This window comes from Streptomyces pyxinicus (assembly GCF_024753135.1).
Classification (GTDB): Bacteria; Actinomycetota; Actinomycetes; order Streptomycetales; family Streptomycetaceae; genus Streptomyces; species Streptomyces pyxinicus.
On sequence record NZ_JANUGP010000027.1, the window covers coordinates 40,055 to 59,016 of the forward strand.

An 18,962-nucleotide genomic window follows, 5' to 3' on the forward strand; every position below is an offset into this window, starting at 1 on the left:
TCAGCCTGAGGCGATGTGCCAGGCGCCTTCGGCGTCCTGCGCGGTGGGGTAGGTGGGGAAGACCTGGTCCAGGCCGACGATGCGGAAGATCCGGGCGACGCGCTCGGGTACGGCGGCCAGCGCCATGGCCGCGTCGGCGGCCATGGCGTGGTTGCGGGCGGCGATCAGGACGGTGATGCCGCTGGAGTCGCAGAACGTGATGCCCGCGAGATCGAGGACCAATTGCCCGCCCGGGCGCAGGCTGAGTCCGGGGAGGGCGTCGCGGACTTCGGGTGCGGTGTGATGGTCCAGGTCCCCGGCGAGTTCCATGACCGCGCCGGCTGCGGTGGTGCGGGTGCGGAGGGTCAGGTGCTTGGTCACTGCCGCTCCTCACAGGTGGTTCGGGGCACGTGGATGGCGAGGACGGCGGTGTCGTCGTCCACGCCGGTGCCGAAGCTGTCGAGCAGATCGCGGACCGCGCCGATGGTGCCCGACGCGGTGGTGGGGGCGAGGCCGCGGCCGAAGTCGAGGAGAGCGTCGTCGCCGTACCGGTCTTCGCCGCCGGCGGAGGTGGTGTGGGCTTCGGTGAGGCCGTCGGTGTGCAGGAGCAGAGTGTCGCCGGGGGCGAGATGGACGGTGGTGGTGGCGATATGGGCGTCGGGCAGGACGCCGATGAGCTGTCCGCCGGGGGTGGGCAGGTAGTCGGCGGTGCCGTCGGCGCGCATCAGCAGAGCCGGGGGGTGTCCGCCGCTGGCCAGGGTGATCCGGAAGCCGCCTCGCTGAGGGTCCGGGGTGAGCAGGCCGAAGACGACGGTGCAGAAGCGGGGGTCGTTGCCGTTGTACTCGTGGTTGAGGACCGTGTTGAGATTGTTGAGGACGGCGGCCGGGTCCGGGTTGTAGACGGCGGCTGCGCGCAGCGTGTAGCGGGCCAGGGAGGTGACGGCAGCCGCGGCGGCGCCCTTGCCGCACACGTCGCCCAGGAACAGGCCCCAGGTGCCGGCGGCCAGGGGGAACAGGTCGTAGAAGTCGCCGCCGACCTCGTCGACAGAGGCGATGTGGTAGTGCGCGGCGACGTCCAGGCCGGGCACGTTCGCCGGCACGGGCGGCAGCAGGGTCTTCTGCAGGGTGGTGTTCAGGAGCTTGAGGCGGTCGCGTTCGAGGTCGGCTTCCTTGCGGGCGCGCAGGAGTTCCCTCTCGTAGGCGCGGCGGTCGCGGGCGTCGAAGAGGGTGGTGCGGATCAGCAGGGGCTGTCCGTCACTGCCGGTCTTGACCGTCGAGGTGACCATGACGGGCAGACGAGAGCCGTCGGCCGCCTTCAGTTCCAGGGCGATACCGCTGATCTCGCCCTGCATGCGCAGCAGCGGGGCGAAGTGCGTCTCGTGGTAGAGCCGGCCGCCGACGGTCAGGAGATCGGAGAAGTGCCTGCGGCCCACCAGGTCGCCGCGCTCGTAGCCCAGCCAGTCCAGCAGCGTGGCGTTGACCTTGGCGATCCGGCCGTCCAGGAGGGTGGAGAGATAGCCGCAGGGGGCGCGTTCGTAGAGGTCCTCGGCGCTGTCCTCCAGCAGCTCGGAGAACCGGGCGTCCTCGTCCGCCGGCCCCTGGTCCCCGGCCGGACCCTTGCTGTCCGCCGGATCACCGGTCGCGCACATCATCCGAGGGCTCCCGCGAACGCGGCGATCGCCGCAGCCGTCTCCTCCGGAGCGGCGAGCTGGGGGCAGTGCCCCGTCGCGTTCAGCGTGACCAGCCGGCTTTCCGGAATCCGCGCGTGGACGAACGCGCCCACCTCCGGCGGTGCGATCGCGTCGTTGGAGCACTGGGCGACCAGCGTGGGCACCCGTACCGCCGCGAGGTCGGCGCGGTTGTCGGACAGGAACGTCACCCGGGCGAAGACTCCGGCGATCTCCGGGTCCGTACGGCAGAAGCTGTTCGTCAGCTCCTCACCCAGCTCGGGCCGCTCCGGGTTGCCCATGATCACCGGGGCCATCGCGCCCGACCAGCCCAGATAGTTCGCGTCCAGCGACTCCAGCAGCTCATCGATGTCGGCGCCGCTGAACCCGCCCCGGTAGCCCGTGGCCGGGTCGTCGATGAAGCAGGGGGAGGGGGCGAGCAGCACCAGTCCGGCGAACGCATCCGGCTCGCGAGCGGCTGCCAGCACGCCCATCATCGCGCTCACCGAGTGCCCCACGAACGTGACCGGGCCCAGCGCCAGCTCCCGGCACATCTCCAGCACGTCCTCGACGTATCCGTCCAGCGACCCGTACCGGTCCCGGCTCCAGGCCGACAGCTGCGAGTTCCCCGAGCCCACGTGATCGAAGAGGACAACAGTGAAGTCCCGCTCCAGCGCCGGCACCACCAGACGCCACATGTTCTGGTCGCACCCGAAACCGTGCGCCAGCATTACCACCGGCGCGCCGGCCCGCCCGGTCACCGTCACATGGTTCCTGATCCGCACATCCATGCCGGCCATCCTCGCAGACCCCTCCGGGGCGGGCGCGACGCGATCATTCTCACGGCGGTCCGGGTGCCTCCCGAACCGGTGGAACGCGCTGTCCGCCTCCGGTCAGGCCTCCGCAGCGGATGCCTCTTCGCTCTCGGCCTCCTCGCCTCGCGTCTCCGTGTTCCGTACCTCCGCGTCCCCTGCCTCCTCGGCCGGCCCGGCCCCGTCCCCGAATCCCGGCAGCCACTCCTCCAGTTCCTCCCGCAGGCGTACCGTCGCGCCCAGTTGGCACAGGACGCCGATGGTGCTGAGGGTCACCCGGTGGATCAGCAGGTAGGCCGGGGGGAGGTTGAGGCGTTTGCCGAGCTGGTAGGCGGGGGAGCGGGGGTCGGCGACGCGGGCGGCCTGGCTGCGCATCCAGCCGCGGGTGAAGGTGAACGCCTCGACGCGGGCCGGTTCGATGATGGGCAGCAGATAGTCCATCACCGCTTCCGGGTCCAGCTCTATGGAGTCCTTGACGAACCCCTCCTCACACAGCAGCTCGTAGACCTTCTCGGCGTCGCCGTCCAGTGTCAGGCGCAGGGAGACGCCGATCGGCAGGGGCAGCCCGCCGGGGAGCCGGTCGACCGTGCCGAAGTCCAGGACGCCCAGCCGCCAGTCCTGCTCACCGCCCGGGCCGCCGGGCAGCAGCCGGAAGTTGCCCGGGTGGGGGTCGGCGTGCAGCAGCCCGGTGCGGGCCGGGCCCGAGAACAGGAAGCGGGCGAGCAACTGGCCGGCCCGGTCGCGCTGCTCGGGGGTGCCGTCGGCGATGACCTCCGACAGCGGGATGCCGTCGATCCACTCGGTCACCAGGACCTGCTCGCCCTGGTGCACCACCGCCGGGACCACCACGTCCGGGTCGGCCGCGAACTCCTCGGCGTGCGCGGCCTGCGACTCCGCCTCCAGTGAGTAGTCCAGTTCCTCGGCGACCCGGTCCTTCAGCTCCGCGATCAGCGGCTTGATGTCCATGCCGGGGATCAGCGGGCCCAACAGCCGTGCGAACCGGCTCAGTTGGCTCAGGTCGGACAGCAGGGCGTCACCGGCGCCCGGGTACTGCACCTTGACGGCCACCTCGCGGCCGTCGTGCCACACCGCCCGGTGCACCTGGCCGATGGAGGCCGCTGCCGCCGGCTTGTCCTCGAACTCTTCGAACAGCTCGCGCCAGTCCGCGCCCAGCCGCTCCGCCAGCACAGCGTGCACCGTGCGGGTCGGCATGGGCGGCGCCGCCTCCTGGAGCTTGGTCAGGGCCGCGCGGTAGGGGCCGGCGACCTCCTCGGGCAGCGCGGACTCGAAGACGGACAAGGCCTGCCCGAACTTCATCGCGCCGCCCTTCAGCTCGCCGAGCACCTTGAAGAGCTGGTCCGCGGTGCGCTGCTGCAGCTCGCGGCCGACGATCTCCGCGGACTCGCCCACGATGCGCTTGCCCAGCCCCCAGGTCGCCCGCCCGGCGAAGCCGAGCGGGAGCGCCGCGAGCTTGGCGGTACGGGTGACCGCCTTCCGGGGAAGATCAGACATGCGCCCTCCAGGTCCCAGTCGGCCGCGCCGCGCCTGCCTCGCGTCGCCGCTCGGTCGTCGGCCGTTGCACCGCCATTGTCGCGCGCCGGTGCCCGTCGGTTGAGGAGTGCTCCCCCTTGGCTTTGCGCGCCGCCGCGCAGCCGCAGGCCGGATGCGGCCGGATCGGCCGGGAATGCCAGGTCAGGCCGGGTAGGGACGCTTCCCAGCGGACCCCGGCCGCGGACGGCGACCCACCGTCGAGGAAGGTCAGGGCGTGTGCCGCGGCCAGCCCCGCGACCGTCACGGCGAGTGTCAGATCACACGCCCCGGTCCGGCGGGAGCGGCCGGTGCGCCACTGGGCGACCAGCCGGGGCCAGGCCGGGTCCCGGTCCGTGCGGTCCTGGTGCAGACAGCCCGCGCAGCCCGACTCGCCGGGCAGGACCAGCGGGCCGACCACGCCGGTGCCCTCCACGACCCCCGCGTACAGATGGGGAGTGCCGGAGGCCAGGAGGGGCTCGGCCTCGCGTGGGTCGGGCGCGTGCACGGCCACCTCGTCCCTGGGGGTGAGGATCACCAGGGAGAGGCCGGGGTCCTCGGCGCCGGAGCCGGGGGAGTGAGGGCGACGCGGTGCGCGCTCCGGGGCGGCGCGCCGGACCACCGCCCGGGCCGCGGTGTCCCGGCGGTCGCCGACGGACTCGGCGGGCAGCCCGCCCGGAGCGACATCCCAGGGCTCCACCCGGCCGGAGTCCTGGACCTCGACCTCGCCGACACCGGCGCCCGACAGCACCGAGGCGAGCACGGCGCCCACCCGTCCGGCACCGCGGACCCGCACCCGCAGGGCCCGGCGGGCGGCGAGCCGGGCGAGCCCGCCGCCCGGCTCGGGCGTCGTCAGGGTCAGCGAGGCGAGGTCGGGGCGCAGCCGCCGCAGCACGCTCTCCTTCTGCCGCAGGGCGTCGGCCGCCGGGCCCCCGCCGCGCGCGTCGTCGACGAGGCCCGCGCGCGACAGCCGCTCCACCAGTGCGTCGACCCTGCCCTCCGGGAGATTCAGCCGGCGGCCCTCCTGGCGCAGCAGGGGCAGCCCCCGGGCGCCGTTGAGCAGGTCCAGGAAGCTGCCCGTCGCCGAGTCCATCGGGCCCAGTGTCAGCGCGTGCGCCGGGGTCATCCCGAACTGCACGGTCTCCAGATCGCGCCAGCCGCGCCGCAGCGCCGGTTTCATCATCGGATGCATTGCCCGTCCCCCGAGATCAAGATCAGTGGAAACAGCCGTCATGGAAGCCGCGGAACCGGTCGTGTTCCGCCGACGCCAGCCAGCATGCCCGGCCCGCGTCGCCGGTGCCGGGAGTTATCCACAGGCAGGGGATGTTCGTCATACAAGCCGGTTCAAGCCGGCCAGGATGCAAGTCGGCCGAGACGTAAGCCAGCCGGGACGCAAGTCGGCCGGGATGTAAGTCGGCCGGGATGTAAGTCGGCCGGGATGAAAGGGTGCAAAGCGGATGTGCTGACTGGTCGCAGGAATCAGACGCATGGTGGGGATCGGCGCCGCCCCGTCCCCAGCCGGGACTTCCGGACCGCCCAGCGGGTAACGTCGGGGCGTGCCCGCCGACCCACTGCACCGCGCCGGAAAGCCACAGCGCAGCACGACGAGCCAGCCGCCCGGCGGCTCGGGGGCGAGCGCGATCGAGGTTCGCAGGAGTTCCCGGCGCCGCCGGACGGTCTCCGCGTACCGCGAGGGCGATCGCACCGTCGTACTGATCCCCGCCCGGATGTCCAAGGCGGAGGAGCAGCGCTGGGTGTCCGTCATGCTCGACAAGCTCGCCGCCCAGGAGGGCAGGCGGCGCCTGGGCGACGCCGAGCTGGTCGAACGCGCCGAGCGGCTGTCGGCCCAGTACTTCGACGGCCGGGCCCGGCCCTCCTCGGTGCGCTGGGTCACCAACCAGAACACCCGCTGGGGCTCGTGCACCCCGGCCGAGGGCAGCATCCGCCTCTCGCACCGTCTGCAGGGCATGCCCGAGTACGTCGTCGACTACGTGCTCTGCCACGAGCTGGCGCATCTGCTCGTCCCCGGCCACGGCCCCGATTTCTGGCGGCTGCTGGAGGCCTACCCGCGCACCGAGCGGGCCCGCGGCTACCTGGAAGGCGTGGTCGCCGCCGAACGGCTGCCGCCCCAGCCCGCCGTGCAGGAGGAGTGAGCGCCCGCCGTACAGGAGGAGTGACTGCCCGGCGCATGGAGGAGTGAGCGACCGGCGCACGGAAGAGTGAGCGACCGGCGCGTGCTGTCAGCAGCCGGGCGCCGTTGTGTACCGGCTCTGTACCGACCGGGCCCGGCCGGGGCCGATGTCGGCCACAGCCGTTAGCCTGGCGCGACGCACTCGCATTCGGGATGGGGGACGGTCGTCACACATGGCCAGGGAATTCCAACGCGGCCACAAGGCCAGGATCAGTGACCTCACGGCGGGCACGGATCTGTACGTAGGCGTGCAGATCTCCGCCCCCGGACTGAACTTCGACATCAGCTGCTTCGGCCTGGACGCGGACGAGCGGTTGTCGGACGACCGGTACTTCGTCTTCTTCAACCAGCCGAAGTCGCCTGAGGGGTCCGTCCAGCTGCTGGGTGCCCAGGCGGGTGACACGGAGTCGTTCCGGGTCACGCTCGACCGGGTCCCGTCGCAGATCCGCAAGCTGTCCTTCACCGCCACCATCGACGGCGCCGGCCAGATGTCCCAGGTCGCCCCCGGCTATCTGCGCATCGTCGCGGGCGGCGAGGAGGTCGCCCGCTACTCCTTCAGCGGCGCTGAGTTCTCCACCGAGCGGGCCGTGATGCTCGGTGACTTCTACGTCAAGGACGGCTGGCGGTTCGCCGCGGTCGGGCAGGGCTTCGACGGTGGTCTGGAAGCGCTGCTGAAGAATTTCGGCGGCGAGGTGCTGGAGGAGGAGGCGCCCGCCGCCCCCCAGCAGCAGCCTCAGGCCGGCGCCGCCCCCGGATTCGCCCCGCCCGCGTTCGCCGCCCCGGCCGCCTCCGTACCCGCGCCGACACCCGCCCCGGCCGCTCCGCCCGCGCCCGCCCCGGCACCGCAGCCCGCACCGCCGGCCCCCGCGCCCGCCCCGCAGGGCTACGCGCCGCCCCCCGGACACACCCCGCCGCCCGCGCCCGCGCCGGGCGTGCACGCCGCGCCGACGATCATCGCACCGCTCACCCCGCCCGTCGGCGGCACCGTCCCGCCCCCGCCCCCGGCACCCGCGCCCTACGGGCAGCCGCCCGGCGGGCAGCCGAGCGCGCCCATGCCTCCCGGCTACGGCCAGCAGCCGCCCTCCTACGGCGGCCGGCCCACCGCACCCGTGCCCCCGGGCTACGGCCGGCAGGGCGCCGCCCCCTACGGGGTGCCGCAGGGCGCCCCCCAGGGCGGCGCCGGTGTGACGGCCGCGCTGTCGGCGTTCAAGGAGACGCCCACCGGACAGCGCTGGACGCAGCAGAACAAGAAACTCGTCCGCGTCGACCTCGGCGTCGGCGGACAACCGGTGCTCGCCCGGCAGGGCAGCATGGTCCTCTACCAGGGCAAGGTCGACTTCGGCTACAAGGGCGCCGGGTTCGCCGGGCGGATCGTCGGCAACGCCACCGGCCAGGAGATGCAGCTGATGCGCTGCACCGGCCAGGGCCAGGTGTTCCTCGCCGAGAACTCCGCCCACCTGCACCCGGTCGAACTCCAGGGCGACGCGATCTGTGTCTCCGCCGAGAACGTCCTCGCCTTCGACGAGAGCCTCCAGTACGAGGTCCGCCGCATCGAGGGCCACGGCATCCCCGGCGGCGCGCTGTTCACGATGCAGTTCCAGGGCACCGGCACGATCGTCGTCAAGACGCACGGCACCCCCGTCGTCCTGCCGGTCACACCGACCACCTTCGCCGACTGCAACGCCGTCGTCGCCTGGTCGGCCGCCTCCCAGGTGATCGTCTCCAGCCAGGTGCGGATGCGCCGCAACGCCTACCCGGGCGACACCGGCGAGAGCGTCAACCTCCAGTTCCGGGGCGCCCCCGGCAACTTCATCGTCGTCCAGCCGTACGAGGTCTGAGGGAGCCCGTCATGAACCAGCCGCTCGCGGGCTTCGCTCCCGCACCCGTCACCGCCCGCATGGAGAACCACGGCAACCACATGCTGAAGGTCGCCCTCCAGACCGGGAACGACCTCTTCGCGCGCGTGGGGTCGATGGTCGCCTACGAGGGTTTCATCCAGTACGAGCCCAACCCGCCGGCCGTCCGCCAGGTCGCCCGCGACTGGATCACCGGCGAGGGCGCCCCGCTGATGAAGTGCTCCGGCGACGGACTGCTCTACCTCGCCGACTACGGCGCCGACGTCGTCGTCATCAACCTGAACGGCGACGGCATCTCCGTCAACGCCACCAACCTGCTCGCCTTCGACGCCCACCTCACCTGGGGCGTGGAGCGCGTCAAGGGGCTCGCCAAGTTCGCCGGACAGGGCCTGTGGAACACGAGGATCTCCGGGCAGGGCTGGGTCGCGCTGACCTCCCGGGGCAAGCCGGTCGTCGTGGACTGCGGCGGCGGCGAGGACGAGACGTATGTCGACCCGGACGCGCTGGTCGCCTGGTCCCCGAACCTGAAGGTGAAGGGCAAGCGCAGCTTCAAGGCGCAGTCGCTGATCGGCCGGGGCAGCGGCGAGGCCTACCAGATGGCCTTCTCCGGCCAGGGCATCGTCGTCGTCCAGCCCAGCGAGGACAGCACCGACCGCCTCCGGTTCCGGGGCTGAGGGGGAGTCAGGACACCATGCAGAGTTCGCTTTTCGCGCACAACGACTCCCAGGCCCAGGAACGCTGGAGCCTCCAGAACAAGCAGATGCTCCGCGTCACCCTGGAGGGCCACGACGACCTGCTCGCCCGCAAGGGCACCATGGTCGCCTACCAGGGCCTGGTCGAGTTCGACGCCGAGTACCGCGGCCACGGCCAGGCACGCGCGCGTGCGTACACCGGAGAGGGCCTGGACCTCATGCGCTGCCACGGGCAGGGCACGGTCTACCTCGCCAACCTGGCCCAGCACGTGCACGTCCTTGAGGTCGAGCAGGACGGGCTGACCGTCGACAGCTCCTACGTCCTCGCCATGGACTCCTCGCTGCACCACGAGGTCATCGCCGTCGACAGCCAGTACGGCATCTCCGGCTCGGGGAAGTACCAGCTCAACATCACCGGGCGCGGCCGGGTCGCCCTGATGACCTCGGGCGCGCCGCTGCTGATGCGGGTCACGCCCGACACGTACGTCAACTGCGACGCGGACGCCATCGTCGCCTGGTCCACCGGGCTGCGCGTGCAGATGCAGGCCCAGACGCATTCCTCCGGGGTGTGGCGGCGGCGCGGCAGCACCGGGGAGGGCTGGGAGCTGAGCTTCATGGGCTCCGGGTTCGCGCTGGTGCAGCCCAGCGAACTGCTGCCGCCGCAGCACGCCCAGATCGGGCAGGGCGTCGCCGCCCAGTTCGGCATGGGCCAGCACGGGGCGCACGGCCAGAACCAGGGCAACGTCTGGAGCTGACCGGCCACAGGGCCCGGGACGGGGACTGAACCCGGGACACGGACACGGGAGGGGCGACCGCCGAAGCAGTCGCCCCTCACCCGTGACTCCGGCCCCGTCACGCCATCCCGTCACCCCGCCCCGCTCGCAGCCGCGCGCGGGTCGCCTCCAGCAGCCGTACGACCGACGCGTCGGCGACGTCCGGGATCTCGTCGGGGGCGAACCAGCGCAGGTCCAGTGACTCGTCGCTGATCGCCTCGACGGCGCCGGCCGGGGCGAGCACCGCGTACTGCACGTCCAGGTGCCAGGCGCACGGCGTGTGGTGGCGGTCCAGGCGCACCGGGCCGCCCGGCAGCAGGGTCAGGCCCGCGATGCCCGACTCCTCCGTCGCCTCCCTGAGGGCCGCGTCCGCCAGCGTCGCGTCGGACGGCTCGCAGTGGCCGCCCATCTGCAGCCACATCCGCAGTTTGCGGTGCAGGGTGAGCAGCACCTGGCCCCGCCCGGGGTCGACCACCAGGGCGCTCGCGGTGATGTGCCCGGCCCGGCAGGCCTTCCCCATGCCGTCCGGATGGGCCGCCAGATGGTCCAGATAGGCCTGGCGCAGCTCTTCCTGGCCCTCGTACGCCTTCAGCACGAGGGCCGCGTCGTCGTGCAGGCTCACTCGGTGCCGTCGCCCCCGGGCTCGTCGCCGTCCTCGCCGTCCTTGTCAGCGGTGCCGTCCTCGCCGTCCTTCTTGCGCGGGTCCGGCTTCCCGGCGGCCTCGCCGAGCATCTTGTCCAGCTCGGAGAAGTCCAGCTGCTCGCGGTGCACGAAGCCGTCCGGGTCGTCCAGGTCGGTCGCGGTCGGCAGCATGTCCGGGTGGTGCCACAGGGCGTCCCGGCCGTCGACCCCGCGCGCGTCGGTCAGCGAAGCCCACAGGCGGGAGGCGTCGCGCAGCCGGCGCGGGCGCAGCTCCAGACCGATCAGCGTGGCGAACGTCTGCTCGGCCGGGCCGCCGGTCGCGCGGCGGCGGCGCAGCGTCTCGCGCAGCGCGTCGGCGGACGACAGCCGCGGCTTCGCGGCGGCGTGCACCACCGCGTCCACCCAGCCCTCCACGAGGGCCAGCGCGGTCTCCAGCCGGGCCAGCGCGGCCTTCTGCTCGGGCGTGTCCTCCGGTTGGAACATGCCCTGCTGGAGGGCGTCCTGCAACTGCTCCGGGTTCTGCGGGTCGAACTGGCCGACCACGTCCTCCAGCTTGGCGGTGTCGACCTTGATCCCGCGCGCGTAGCCGTCGACCGCGCCGAACAGGTGGGAGCGCAGCCACGGCACGTGGGCGAACAGCCGCTGGTGCGCGGCCTCGCGCAGCGCCAGATAGAGCCGCACCTCCTCCTGCGGGACGCCGAGGTCCTTGCCGAAGGCCGCCACGTTCGCCGGGAGCAGCGCGGCCTTGCGGGGCGGGCCCAGCGGCAGGCCGACGTCCGTGGAGCCGACGACCTCACCCGCGAGGACGCCCACGGCCTGGCCGATCTGGGTGCCGAACATGGCACCGCCCATCGAGCGCATCATGCCGATCAGCGGACCGGCCATGGCCTGCATCTCCTCCGGCAGGACATCGCCCATGGCCGCGCCGACCCGCTCGGCCACCGGGTCGACCAGCTCCTGCCACGCGGGCAGGGTCGCCTCGACCCACTCGGCACGCGACCAGGCCACCGCCGAGGCCGCGCCCGACGGCAGGGAGGTCGCGTCGTCCAGCCACAGGTCGGCCAGGCGGACGGCTTCCTCGACCGATTTGCGCTCGGCAGGGCCCACGCTGGCGTCCTTCGAGCCGTCCTGCGCGCCCTGGGCGACCGTCTGGCGGGCGATCTGCTTGGCCATGTCCCAGTTCACCGGACCGCCCTCGTACGAGAGCATCTGGCCGAGCTGCTGGAACGCGGCGCCCAGGTCGGTGGGGTTCAGGGAACCGAACATGGCTGCGAGCGGATTGTCGGCGCCGGGGCCGCCCAAGCCTCCGGCTCCGGGCATTCCGCCGAAGCCGAACGGGTTGGCCGGTCCCTGCCCACCGCCGCTCTCCTGGTCCTTCTTCTTGCCCTCGTCGCCGTCTTCCGGCTCCTCCGGCGGAAGGCCGAATCCGAATGGGGTGTCACTCACGGGATTCCTCGGCTGGTAAGGCCACCGGTCTGTTCCGGCGGCGCGGCTGCCCGACAACACCACCCAGCGTAGACACCCGGACCCGATCGGGCCTCGGTGCTTCGCCCACGGAGGGCCTGCGGCAGGATGGATGCACCTGGTACGCACGCGTCAGTCGCGCTCGTACAGAAGACAACCTCTGGAGACGCCCGGTGAGTTCCCCAGATCCGCAGGTTCGCGCAGCGCGAAACCGCTCAACCCCGCCCGCCGTGCGCGGGCCCGTCGTCGCGGTCACCGGCGCCGCCACCGGTGTCGGCGCCCTGCTCACCGCCCGGCTGGCCGCGTCGGAGGAGGTCAGGCAGGTCGTCGCCATCGACGAGCGGCGCGGGGAGTGCGCCGACGCCGAGTGGCACATCCTGGACGTGCGGGACCCGGCGATCGCGGACAAGCTGCGCGGCGCGGACGTGGTCGTGCACCTCGCGCTCGACCTCGATCTGGAGACCGATCCGGCGGCCCGCACCGCTTACAACGTCCGGGGGACCCAGACCGTGCTGACGGCCGCCGCGGCGGCCGGTGTGCACCGGGTGGTGCTGTGCACCTCGGCGATGGTCTACGGCGCGCTGCCCGACAACGAGCTGCCGCTGTCCGAGGACGCCGAGCTGCGCGCCACGGCCGAGGCGACCGGCGTCGGCGACCTGCTGGAGATCGAGCGGCTGGCCCGCCGGGCGCCCCGCGCGCACCCCGGTCTGAACGTCACCGTCGTACGGCCCGCCGTGCTGGTCGGCGGTACGGACACCGCGCTGACCCGGTACTTCGAGTCGCCCCGGCTGCTGGTGGTGGCCGGCTCCCGGCCCGCCTGGCAGTTCTGCCACGTCGAGGACCTGTGCGGTGCGCTGGAGTACGCCGTGCTGGAGAAGGCCGACGGCGAGCTGGCCGTCGGCTGCGACGGCTGGCTGGAGCAGGAGGAGGTCGAGGAGCTGAGCGGCATCCGGCGCATGGAGCTGCCGTCGGCGGTCGCGCTCGGGGCCGCGGCCCGGCTGCACCGGATCGGGCTCACGCCGTCCCCGGCCGGGGACCTGGCCTACACGATGTACCCGTGGGTGGTCAGCGGGAGCCGGCTGCACGATGCCGGGTGGCGGCCGAAGTGGACCAACGAGGACGTGCTCGCGGAGCTGCTGGCGGAGGTGTCCGGGCGGCACACGGTCGCCGGGCGCCGGCTGGGCCGCAAGGACGCCACGGCGGCGGGGGCCGCGGGAGCGACGGTCGCTCTGCTGGGTGCGGCGGCGGTCGTACGGCGGGCCCGGAAGGCCCGGCGCCGGGTGTGAGCGCACCGCGCCGAGCGGCCCCCTCAAGGCCGGCTCGGCCGAAATCCCCTGTAGGAGACTCCAAAGCCCCCCGCGCGCGGGACTGGTGAAACTCGTATTCCGGGTTGTCACGCGCGTGCGGCACGATGGGGGCATGGCAGATGTCGACGAACACCCGGGCGAGCTGGCCGCCGAGGACCCCGTGAAGCTGATCGGTGTCCGGGAGGCCGCGCTCTCCGTGGACGAGGTGTTCCGGGCCGTCGGGGACGACGCGGCCGGCGGCATCGCGCTGTTCGCCGGCACCGTGCGCAACCACGACGGGGGCGCCGACGTCGACGGGCTCGGCTACTCCTGCCACCCCAGTGCCGAGGCGGAGATGCGGCGGATCGCCGAGAAGGTCGTCGCCGACTACCCGGTCCGCGCGCTGGCCGCCGTCCACCGGGTCGGGGACCTGCGGGTCGGCGACCTCGCGGTGATCGTCGCCGTCTCCTGCCCGCACCGGGCCGAGGCCTTCGAGGCGTGCCGCAGGCTGATCGACGACCTCAAGCACGAGGTGCCCATCTGGAAGCACCAGACGTTCTCCGACGGCACCGAGGAGTGGGTCGGCGCCTGCTGATCCCCGGAGCGCGGGGGGTCACGTTCGGCGCACGAACCCTCAGGTTGCGTAACCGGCACCCGCGCGTGAGCGTTGTCAGTGCGCATGGTTAATCTGCTGATCAGTCAGTCGCGATGGCTCATGAGAGAGGGAGGTCGGCATGGCGGCGCTTGCCTGGTTGCTGATTCCGCTTGTGGCCGCGATAGCGGCTGGGCTGTGGGGCACGTGGGCGAACCGGACCCGCAGAGTGCGCGGCGACGGCCCCGAGCTGGACGGCTACGCCCGCTTTCGCAAGGCCATGGAGAAGTCCGACACGGGCGCGCGCGGCGCGTGACGCGGGTGCCCTGACGGTGTGCTGACAGAAGCGTCCCGTACTGTCGTGGCATGCCACGCCGCACCGCGACGATGCTCGCCTCCACCCTGATGCTGATCGCGCTCCTGTGCGCGGGAGTGCTCATCCCCGTGCCGTACTCGGAGATGTCCCCGGGCCCCACGGTGAACACCCTGGGCGAGCACGACGGCGAGCCGGTGCTGCAGATCTCCGGGCACAAGACCTACCCGGCGGACGGCCACTTGAACATGACCACGGTCCGGGTGACCAGCGCCGACTTCCGGATGAACCTGGTCGAGGCCGTCTACGGCTGGCTGGCGCACGACAGCAAGATCGTGCCGCACGACACCCTGTACCCGGACGGCAAGACGGAGGAGCAGTCCACTCAGGAGAACGCCGAGGAGTTCAGCCAGTCCCAGGAGAGCGCCAAGGTCGCCGCCCTGAAGGAGCTGCACGTCCCAGTGAAGTCCTGGGTCATCGTCTCCACCGTCGTCAAGGACTCTCCGGCCGAGGGCCGGCTGCACGCGGGTGACGTGATCAAGTCGGTCGACGGTACCGCCGTGAAGCAGCCGGCCGACGTCGCCAAGCTGGTCACCAAGCACAAGCCGGGTCAGGACGTCGTCTTCACCGTGGTCCCCGCCAAGGAGCAGGCCGCCGCCGAGAAGGCGCACCGCACGGCGACGAAGACCCAGGACGTGAGGATCACGACCGCGGCGTCCCACGACACCGGCGCCAAGCGGGCCATCGTCGGGATCTCGGCCGGGACCGACCACACCTTCCCGTTCACCATCGACGTCAAGCTCGCCGACGTCGGCGGACCCAGCGCCGGACTGATGTTCGCCCTCGGCATCTACGACAAGCTCACCCCGGGCGACCTCACCGGCGGCAAGTTCGTCGCCGGCACCGGCACCATCGACGACAACGGCACCGTCGGGCCGATCGGCGGCATCGAGATGAAGACCGTCGGCGCCCGCGAGAAGGGCGCCCAGTACTTCCTGACGCCCGCCGACAACTGCGCGGCGGCGGCCAAGGACACCCCGGGCGGGCTCACCCTGGTCAAGGTCAAGACGATCCGGGACGCGCTCGGCGCGCTCAAGGACATCCGCGAAGGGGACACGGCCGCCCTGCCCACGTGCACGGCCAAGGGCTGATCGGCCCCCGGCAGCCGTACCGGGGACCGGGTCCGGCCCCCCCCACGGCAGACTCAGGCCCCGGCGGACTCAGTCCTCGAACGTCGCGGCCAGCGCGTCCGCCAGGCCCGGCACCAGGGCGGGGCCGGTCAGCACCTCCGTCGGGGAGTCCTTCTCGCGCAGCCGCACCGCCGCGTCCCGGCCGCCGCCGCGCAGCACCGCCACGGTCATGCGGACCTCCTGACGCTCGGGGTGCCCGGCCACCCACGCGGTCAGCCGCGCCCCGCTCAGGTCCTTCGGGACCTGCGCCTCCGCCGACGGCGGCAGCATCAGCCGCTCCACCGTGAGCGCGCAGCCGGCCACCGCGTCGGGCCAGGCGATGGTGCCGAGGAACTCGTCCAGCGGCTTGCCGGCGGGGATCTCCTCCTGCTCGATCGGGGTGAGACCGGCGGTCTCGGACTCGCCCTCCAGGCCCAGCTGGGCCGCGAGCGCGGGTTCCCGCACCCGCAGACGTGCGGTGTCGACAAGGGCGAAGAGGCGAGCGGGCTGGTCCCAGCCGAGCCCGGAGACGTACTCGTCGATCTCGAGTACGGCCCGGGTGAGCGGGTTCGCTGCCATGGGAGTGTTGGACATGGTCACAATCCTGCCTCGTTCCCGGCCGAAATCGGGAACCGAGCCACGGCTGAGTAAGTTGCATAGGTGTTGGCCCGCGATCACGGGGGGCCACGGCGGGCCGTCGAGGACGAGGGCCTGACGTATCGACCGTATCGACAGCGAACTTCGAGGTGCGCACCTTGGCTTTCCAGATGCCGGACCGCGGCGGAGGCCCGACGGGGCCGCGGATCAGAGCGGGCCGCCCGTCCCGGCGCGTCCGGACCCTGCTCATGACACTGGGCGTCCTGGCCGTCCTCGGCATGGCGTTCACCATGTTCGCGGGCTTCTGGACGGACTGGCTGTGGTACCGGTCGGTGCACTACTCGTCCGTGTTCACCACCACCCTGTGGACCAAGATCGGGCTGTTCCTCGTCTTCGGCCTGCTCATGGCGGTCGCCGTCGGCGTGAACATCTGGCTGGCCCACCGGCTGCGGCCGCCGCTGAGCGCCATGTCCCTGGAGCAGCAGAGCCTCGACCGGTACCGGATGGGGATCGCGCCGTACAAGAAGTGGCTGCTGCTCGGCGTGACCGCCCTCGTCGGCCTGGTCGCCGGCGCCTCGGCGGCCGGCCAGTGGCGGACCTGGCTGCTGTGGGTCAACGGCGTGCCCTTCCACCAGAAGGACCCCCAGTTCCACCTCGACGTGGCCTTCTACGCCTTCGACCTGCCCTGGTACCGGTTCCTGCTCGGCTTCGGCTTCGCCGCCGCGATCCTCGGCCTGATCGCCGCCGCGCTGACCCACTACCTGTACGGCGGGCTGCGCGTCACCAGCCCCGGCGCGCGGGCCACGGCCGCCGCGACCGGGCACCTGTCGGTGCTGCTCGGCGTCTTCGTCGCCCTCAAGGCGGTCGCCTACTGGCTCGACCGGTACGGCCTGGCGGTCAAGTCCAGCGACTTCAAGGCCACCGGCAACTGGACCGGCCTGCGTTACGTGGACGCCAACGCCTATCTGCCGGCCAAGACGATCCTGTTCTGCATCGCCGTCATCTGCGCGCTGCTGTTCTTCGCCACGCTGTGGCGGCGCACCTGGCAGCTGCCCGTCATCGGCTTCGGCCTGATGGTCCTGTCGGCGATCCTCATCGGCGGCCTGTACCCGGCGATCGTGCAGAAGTTCCAGGTCCAGCCCAACGAGCAGGCCAAGGAAGCGCCGTACGTCCAGAAGAACCTGAAGGCGACCCGCGAGGCGTACGGCATCGACGACACCAAGGTCACCGAGTACGCGGGCACGTCCCAGACCTCGGACAAGACCAAGCTGCGCGACCAGGTCGGTGACACGGCCAGCCTGCGCATCATGGACCCGAACATCGTCTCGCCCACCTTCCAGCAGCTCCAGCAGATCCGGAACTACTACGGCTTCCCGACCAACCTGGACGTCGACCGGTACCGGAAGGACGGCAAGGACCAGGACACGGTCATCGGCCTGCGCGAGCTGAACCTGGACGGCATCCCGAAGAACAACTGGATCAACGACCACTTCCGCTACACGCACGGCTACGGCGCGGTCGCGGCCAAGGGCACCGAGGCCGACTCCGAGGGCCGGCCGGTCTTCACCGAGAAGAACCTGCCGTCCTCCGGCGACCTCGGCTCCTACAAGCAGCAGATCTACTACGGCGAGAAGACGACCACGTACTCGATCGTCGGCGGCCCCCAGAAGGAGGTCGACTACTCCGACGACGAGGGCGAGAAGACCACCAGCTACACCGGCAAGAGCGGCGTCAACCTCGACAACCCGGTCAACCGGGCCGCGTACGCGGTGGCGTTCAACGAACCGCAGATCCTGTACTCGGGCGCGATCGGCAAGGGTTCGCGGATCCTGTACAACCGCACGCCCAAGGACCGCGTCGAGGCGGTCGCCCCCTGGCTGACCATCGACGGCGACGCCTACCCGGCCGTGGTGGGCGGCCGCATCCAGTGGATCGTCGACGCCTACACGACGAGCAACGGCTATCCGTACGCCTCGCGCACCACGCTGGGCGACACCACCGCCGACTCGCTGACCGCGACGAACAACTCCCGCGCGGTGGTGGCCCAGCAGAACCAGGTCAACTACATCCGCAACTCGGTGAAGGCGACCGTCGACGCGTACACCGGCGAGGTCAAGCTCTACCAGTGGGACGCCAAGGACCCGGTGCTGAAGACCTGGATGAAGGCCTTCCCCGGCACGGTGGAGCCCCGCTCGGCCATCTCCGGTGACCTCATGGACCATCTGCGCTACCCGCAGGACCTGTTCAAGGTCCAGCGCGAGCTGCTCACCCGCTACCACGTGACGGACGCGCAGACGTTCCTCAGCGGCAGCGAGGTGTGGGAGGTCCCGGACGACCCGACCAACGACTCCGGCAGCGCGGTCCCGCCGTACTACCTGAGCATGAAGATGCCCGACCAGAGCAAGCAGGCGTTCTCGCTGACGACGACGTTCACGCCCAACGGACGGGACAACCTCAGCGCGTTCATGGCGGTCGACTCCGATCCACGCGCCGCCGACTACGGCAAGATCAGAGTGCTGAAGCTGCCGACGAGCACCACGGTCGACGGGCCCAAACAGGTGCAGAGCCAGTTCAACTCCGAGTCGGACATCGCCGAGACCATCAGCCTGCTCAGCCGCGGGCACTCGAAGGTGGAGTACGGCAATCTGCTGACCGTCCCGCTCGACGGCGGCCTGCTGTACGTGGAGCCGGTCTACGTCCGGGGCGGTTCGCTGAAGTACCCGTTGCTGCGTAAGGTTCTGGTCACCTACGGCGGCCGCACGGCGTTCAAGGACACCCTGGACGAGGCGCTCGACGAGGTGTTCGGTGTGAAGGGCTCGACCAGGCCACCGGACACCGGCACCACCAAACCGCCGCCCACGTCCACCAATCCCACGGTCCAACAGGCCCTGGACGACGCCCAGAAGGCCTTCGACGCGGGACAGGACGCGCTGAAGGCGGCGGACGGCCCGGACTGGACCGCGTACGACAAGGCGCAGAAGGACCTCAAGGAGGCCCTGAAGCGGGCCGAGGACGCCCAGTCCGGAGCGGCCAAGGGCAGCGACAAGGGTGGAGACAAGGGCGGAGACGGGAAAAGCAGTTGATCAAGGCCCCCCGCGCCGTGGTACTGTTACCAGGCAAACGGCGCGGGGTGGAGCAGCTCGGTAGCTCGCTGGGCTCATAACCCAGAGGTCGCAGGTTCAAATCCTGTCCCCGCTACTGCGATCGAAGGCCCGGATTCCCACAGGGATCCGGGCCTTCGTGGTGTGCGAACTCATGTCGGAGGGGAAAAGGACCGCCGTGCCGCCTCGGGGAGTTGGGCCATCTGTGTTTGACTTGTCTCTCTGTGGGCATGTCGACAAAACGCTCAAGTGACCTCATGGGTTGCGGTATACCGGGTATACCCAGGTTGCAGGTGGTGCG

Annotated in this window: 17 protein-coding genes and 1 tRNA gene; 10 read left to right on the top strand and 8 right to left on the bottom strand. The window is 71.6% G+C overall.

Going from position 1 to position 18,962, the window contains the following annotated elements; genetic code table 11:
* From NX794_RS28110 to NX794_RS28130, 5 genes are all read right to left on the bottom strand, one after another.
* Complete coding sequence (locus tag NX794_RS28110) at positions 1-360, bottom strand: STAS domain-containing protein (protein WP_258782007.1); 360 nt, start codon at positions 358-360, stop codon at positions 1-3.
* The gene (locus tag NX794_RS28115) at positions 357-1,628 is read right to left on the bottom strand and encodes a PP2C family protein-serine/threonine phosphatase (RefSeq protein WP_258782105.1); all 1,272 of its coding nucleotides are present in this window, start codon (positions 1,626-1,628) and stop codon (positions 357-359) included. Before NX794_RS28115 ends, NX794_RS28110 begins: the two co-directional genes overlap by 4 nt.
* The gene (locus tag NX794_RS28120) at positions 1,628-2,437 is read right to left on the bottom strand and encodes an alpha/beta fold hydrolase (protein ID WP_258782009.1); all 810 of its coding nucleotides are present in this window, start codon (positions 2,435-2,437) and stop codon (positions 1,628-1,630) included. The genes NX794_RS28115 and NX794_RS28120 overlap by 1 nt, the downstream gene beginning before the upstream one ends.
* Positions 2,438-2,539: 102 nt before the next feature.
* The gene (locus NX794_RS28125) at positions 2,540-3,970 is read right to left on the bottom strand and encodes an ABC1 kinase family protein (protein WP_258782011.1); all 1,431 of its coding nucleotides are present in this window, start codon (positions 3,968-3,970) and stop codon (positions 2,540-2,542) included.
* Entirely contained in the window at positions 3,963-5,177 is a 1,215-nt protein-coding gene (locus NX794_RS28130; protein ID WP_258782015.1) for a TOMM precursor leader peptide-binding protein, read from the bottom strand. The genes NX794_RS28125 and NX794_RS28130 overlap by 8 nt, the downstream gene beginning before the upstream one ends.
* Before the next feature lie 364 nt (positions 5,178-5,541).
* Between NX794_RS28130 and NX794_RS28135 the strand changes: the two genes are divergently transcribed.
* From NX794_RS28135 to NX794_RS28150, 4 genes are all read left to right on the top strand, one after another.
* Positions 5,542-6,138 carry a M48 metallopeptidase family protein gene (locus NX794_RS28135; protein ID WP_258782016.1) on the top strand — a complete coding sequence of 199 codons (597 nt, stop codon included), beginning with the start codon at positions 5,542-5,544 and terminating at the stop codon, positions 6,136-6,138.
* 211 nt (positions 6,139-6,349) lie between these two features.
* Positions 6,350-8,014, top strand: a complete 1,665-nt coding sequence (locus NX794_RS28140; RefSeq protein WP_258782018.1) for a TerD family protein — start codon at positions 6,350-6,352, stop codon at positions 8,012-8,014.
* Positions 8,015-8,025: 11 nt separating this feature from the next.
* Entirely contained in the window at positions 8,026-8,706 is a 681-nt protein-coding gene (locus NX794_RS28145; protein ID WP_258782019.1) for an AIM24 family protein, read from the top strand.
* 17 nt (positions 8,707-8,723) lie between these two features.
* Entirely contained in the window at positions 8,724-9,479 is a 756-nt protein-coding gene (locus NX794_RS28150; protein ID WP_258782021.1) for an AIM24 family protein, read from the top strand.
* Between the two features lie 97 nt (positions 9,480-9,576).
* Here NX794_RS28150 and NX794_RS28155 read toward each other — a convergent pair whose 3' ends face one another.
* Entirely contained in the window at positions 9,577-10,119 is a 543-nt protein-coding gene (locus NX794_RS28155) for an NUDIX hydrolase (protein ID WP_258782022.1), read from the bottom strand.
* On the bottom strand, positions 10,116-11,585 hold the full coding sequence (locus NX794_RS28160; RefSeq protein WP_258782023.1) for a zinc-dependent metalloprotease: 1,470 nt from the start codon (positions 11,583-11,585) through the stop codon (positions 10,116-10,118). Before NX794_RS28160 ends, NX794_RS28155 begins: the two co-directional genes overlap by 4 nt.
* 191 nt (positions 11,586-11,776) lie before the next feature.
* Here NX794_RS28160 and NX794_RS28165 point away from each other — a divergent pair, with 191 nt between their 5' ends.
* From NX794_RS28165 to NX794_RS28180, 4 genes are all read left to right on the top strand, one after another.
* A complete protein-coding gene (locus tag NX794_RS28165; RefSeq protein WP_258782025.1) occupies positions 11,777-12,889 on the top strand; it encodes an SDR family oxidoreductase in 1,113 nt (370 codons plus the stop codon).
* A 133-nt stretch (positions 12,890-13,022) separates the two neighbouring features.
* Entirely contained in the window at positions 13,023-13,484 is a 462-nt protein-coding gene (locus NX794_RS28170) for a molybdenum cofactor biosynthesis protein MoaE (RefSeq protein ID WP_258782026.1), read from the top strand.
* A 139-nt stretch (positions 13,485-13,623) separates the two neighbouring features.
* Positions 13,624-13,797, top strand: coding sequence for a hypothetical protein (locus NX794_RS28175; RefSeq protein WP_258782027.1), 174 nt, complete (start codon positions 13,624-13,626; stop codon positions 13,795-13,797).
* A 50-nt stretch (positions 13,798-13,847) separates the two neighbouring features.
* Complete coding sequence (locus tag NX794_RS28180; RefSeq protein WP_258782028.1) at positions 13,848-14,945, top strand: YlbL family protein; 1,098 nt, start codon at positions 13,848-13,850, stop codon at positions 14,943-14,945.
* A gap of 69 nt (positions 14,946-15,014) precedes the next feature.
* On the opposite strand, the gene NX794_RS28185 is transcribed toward NX794_RS28180, so the two are convergent.
* A complete protein-coding gene (locus NX794_RS28185; protein WP_258782029.1) occupies positions 15,015-15,557 on the bottom strand; it encodes a PPA1309 family protein in 543 nt (180 codons plus the stop codon).
* Positions 15,558-15,730: 173 nt separating this feature from the next.
* Here NX794_RS28185 and NX794_RS28190 point away from each other — a divergent pair, with 173 nt between their 5' ends.
* Together NX794_RS28190 and NX794_RS28195 are read left to right on the top strand one after the other, a co-directional pair.
* Positions 15,731-18,643 carry a UPF0182 family membrane protein gene (locus NX794_RS28190; protein ID WP_258782106.1) on the top strand — a complete coding sequence of 971 codons (2,913 nt, stop codon included), beginning with the start codon at positions 15,731-15,733 and terminating at the stop codon, positions 18,641-18,643.
* Between the two features lie 41 nt (positions 18,644-18,684).
* Positions 18,685-18,758: transfer RNA gene (locus tag NX794_RS28195), tRNA-Met, on the top strand.
* Positions 18,759-18,962 lie beyond the last annotated feature (204 nt).

Excerpts from the sequence above, each read along its gene's own strand:
- NX794_RS28175 (WP_258782027.1), top strand. The coding sequence starts at position 13,624 with ATGGCGGCGCTTGCCTGGTTGCTGATTCCGCTTGTGGCCGCGATAGCG.
- NX794_RS28180 (WP_258782028.1), top strand. The coding sequence starts at position 13,848 with ATGCCACGCCGCACCGCGACGATGCTCGCCTCCACCCTGATGCTGATC.
- NX794_RS28150 (WP_258782021.1), top strand. The coding sequence starts at position 8,724 with ATGCAGAGTTCGCTTTTCGCGCACAACGACTCCCAGGCCCAGGAACGC.
- NX794_RS28140 (WP_258782018.1), top strand. The coding sequence starts at position 6,350 with ATGGCCAGGGAATTCCAACGCGGCCACAAGGCCAGGATCAGTGACCTC.
- NX794_RS28120 (WP_258782009.1), bottom strand. The coding sequence starts at position 2,437 with ATGGATGTGCGGATCAGGAACCATGTGACGGTGACCGGGCGGGCCGGC.
- NX794_RS28170 (WP_258782026.1), top strand. The coding sequence starts at position 13,023 with ATGGCAGATGTCGACGAACACCCGGGCGAGCTGGCCGCCGAGGACCCC.
- NX794_RS28115 (WP_258782105.1), bottom strand. The coding sequence starts at position 1,628 with ATGTGCGCGACCGGTGATCCGGCGGACAGCAAGGGTCCGGCCGGGGAC.
- NX794_RS28190 (WP_258782106.1), top strand. The coding sequence starts at position 15,731 with ATGCCGGACCGCGGCGGAGGCCCGACGGGGCCGCGGATCAGAGCGGGC.
- NX794_RS28125 (WP_258782011.1), bottom strand. The coding sequence starts at position 3,970 with ATGTCTGATCTTCCCCGGAAGGCGGTCACCCGTACCGCCAAGCTCGCG.
- NX794_RS28130 (WP_258782015.1), bottom strand. The coding sequence starts at position 5,177 with ATGCATCCGATGATGAAACCGGCGCTGCGGCGCGGCTGGCGCGATCTG.
- NX794_RS28145 (WP_258782019.1), top strand. The coding sequence starts at position 8,026 with ATGAACCAGCCGCTCGCGGGCTTCGCTCCCGCACCCGTCACCGCCCGC.
- NX794_RS28185 (WP_258782029.1), bottom strand. The coding sequence starts at position 15,557 with ATGTCCAACACTCCCATGGCAGCGAACCCGCTCACCCGGGCCGTACTC.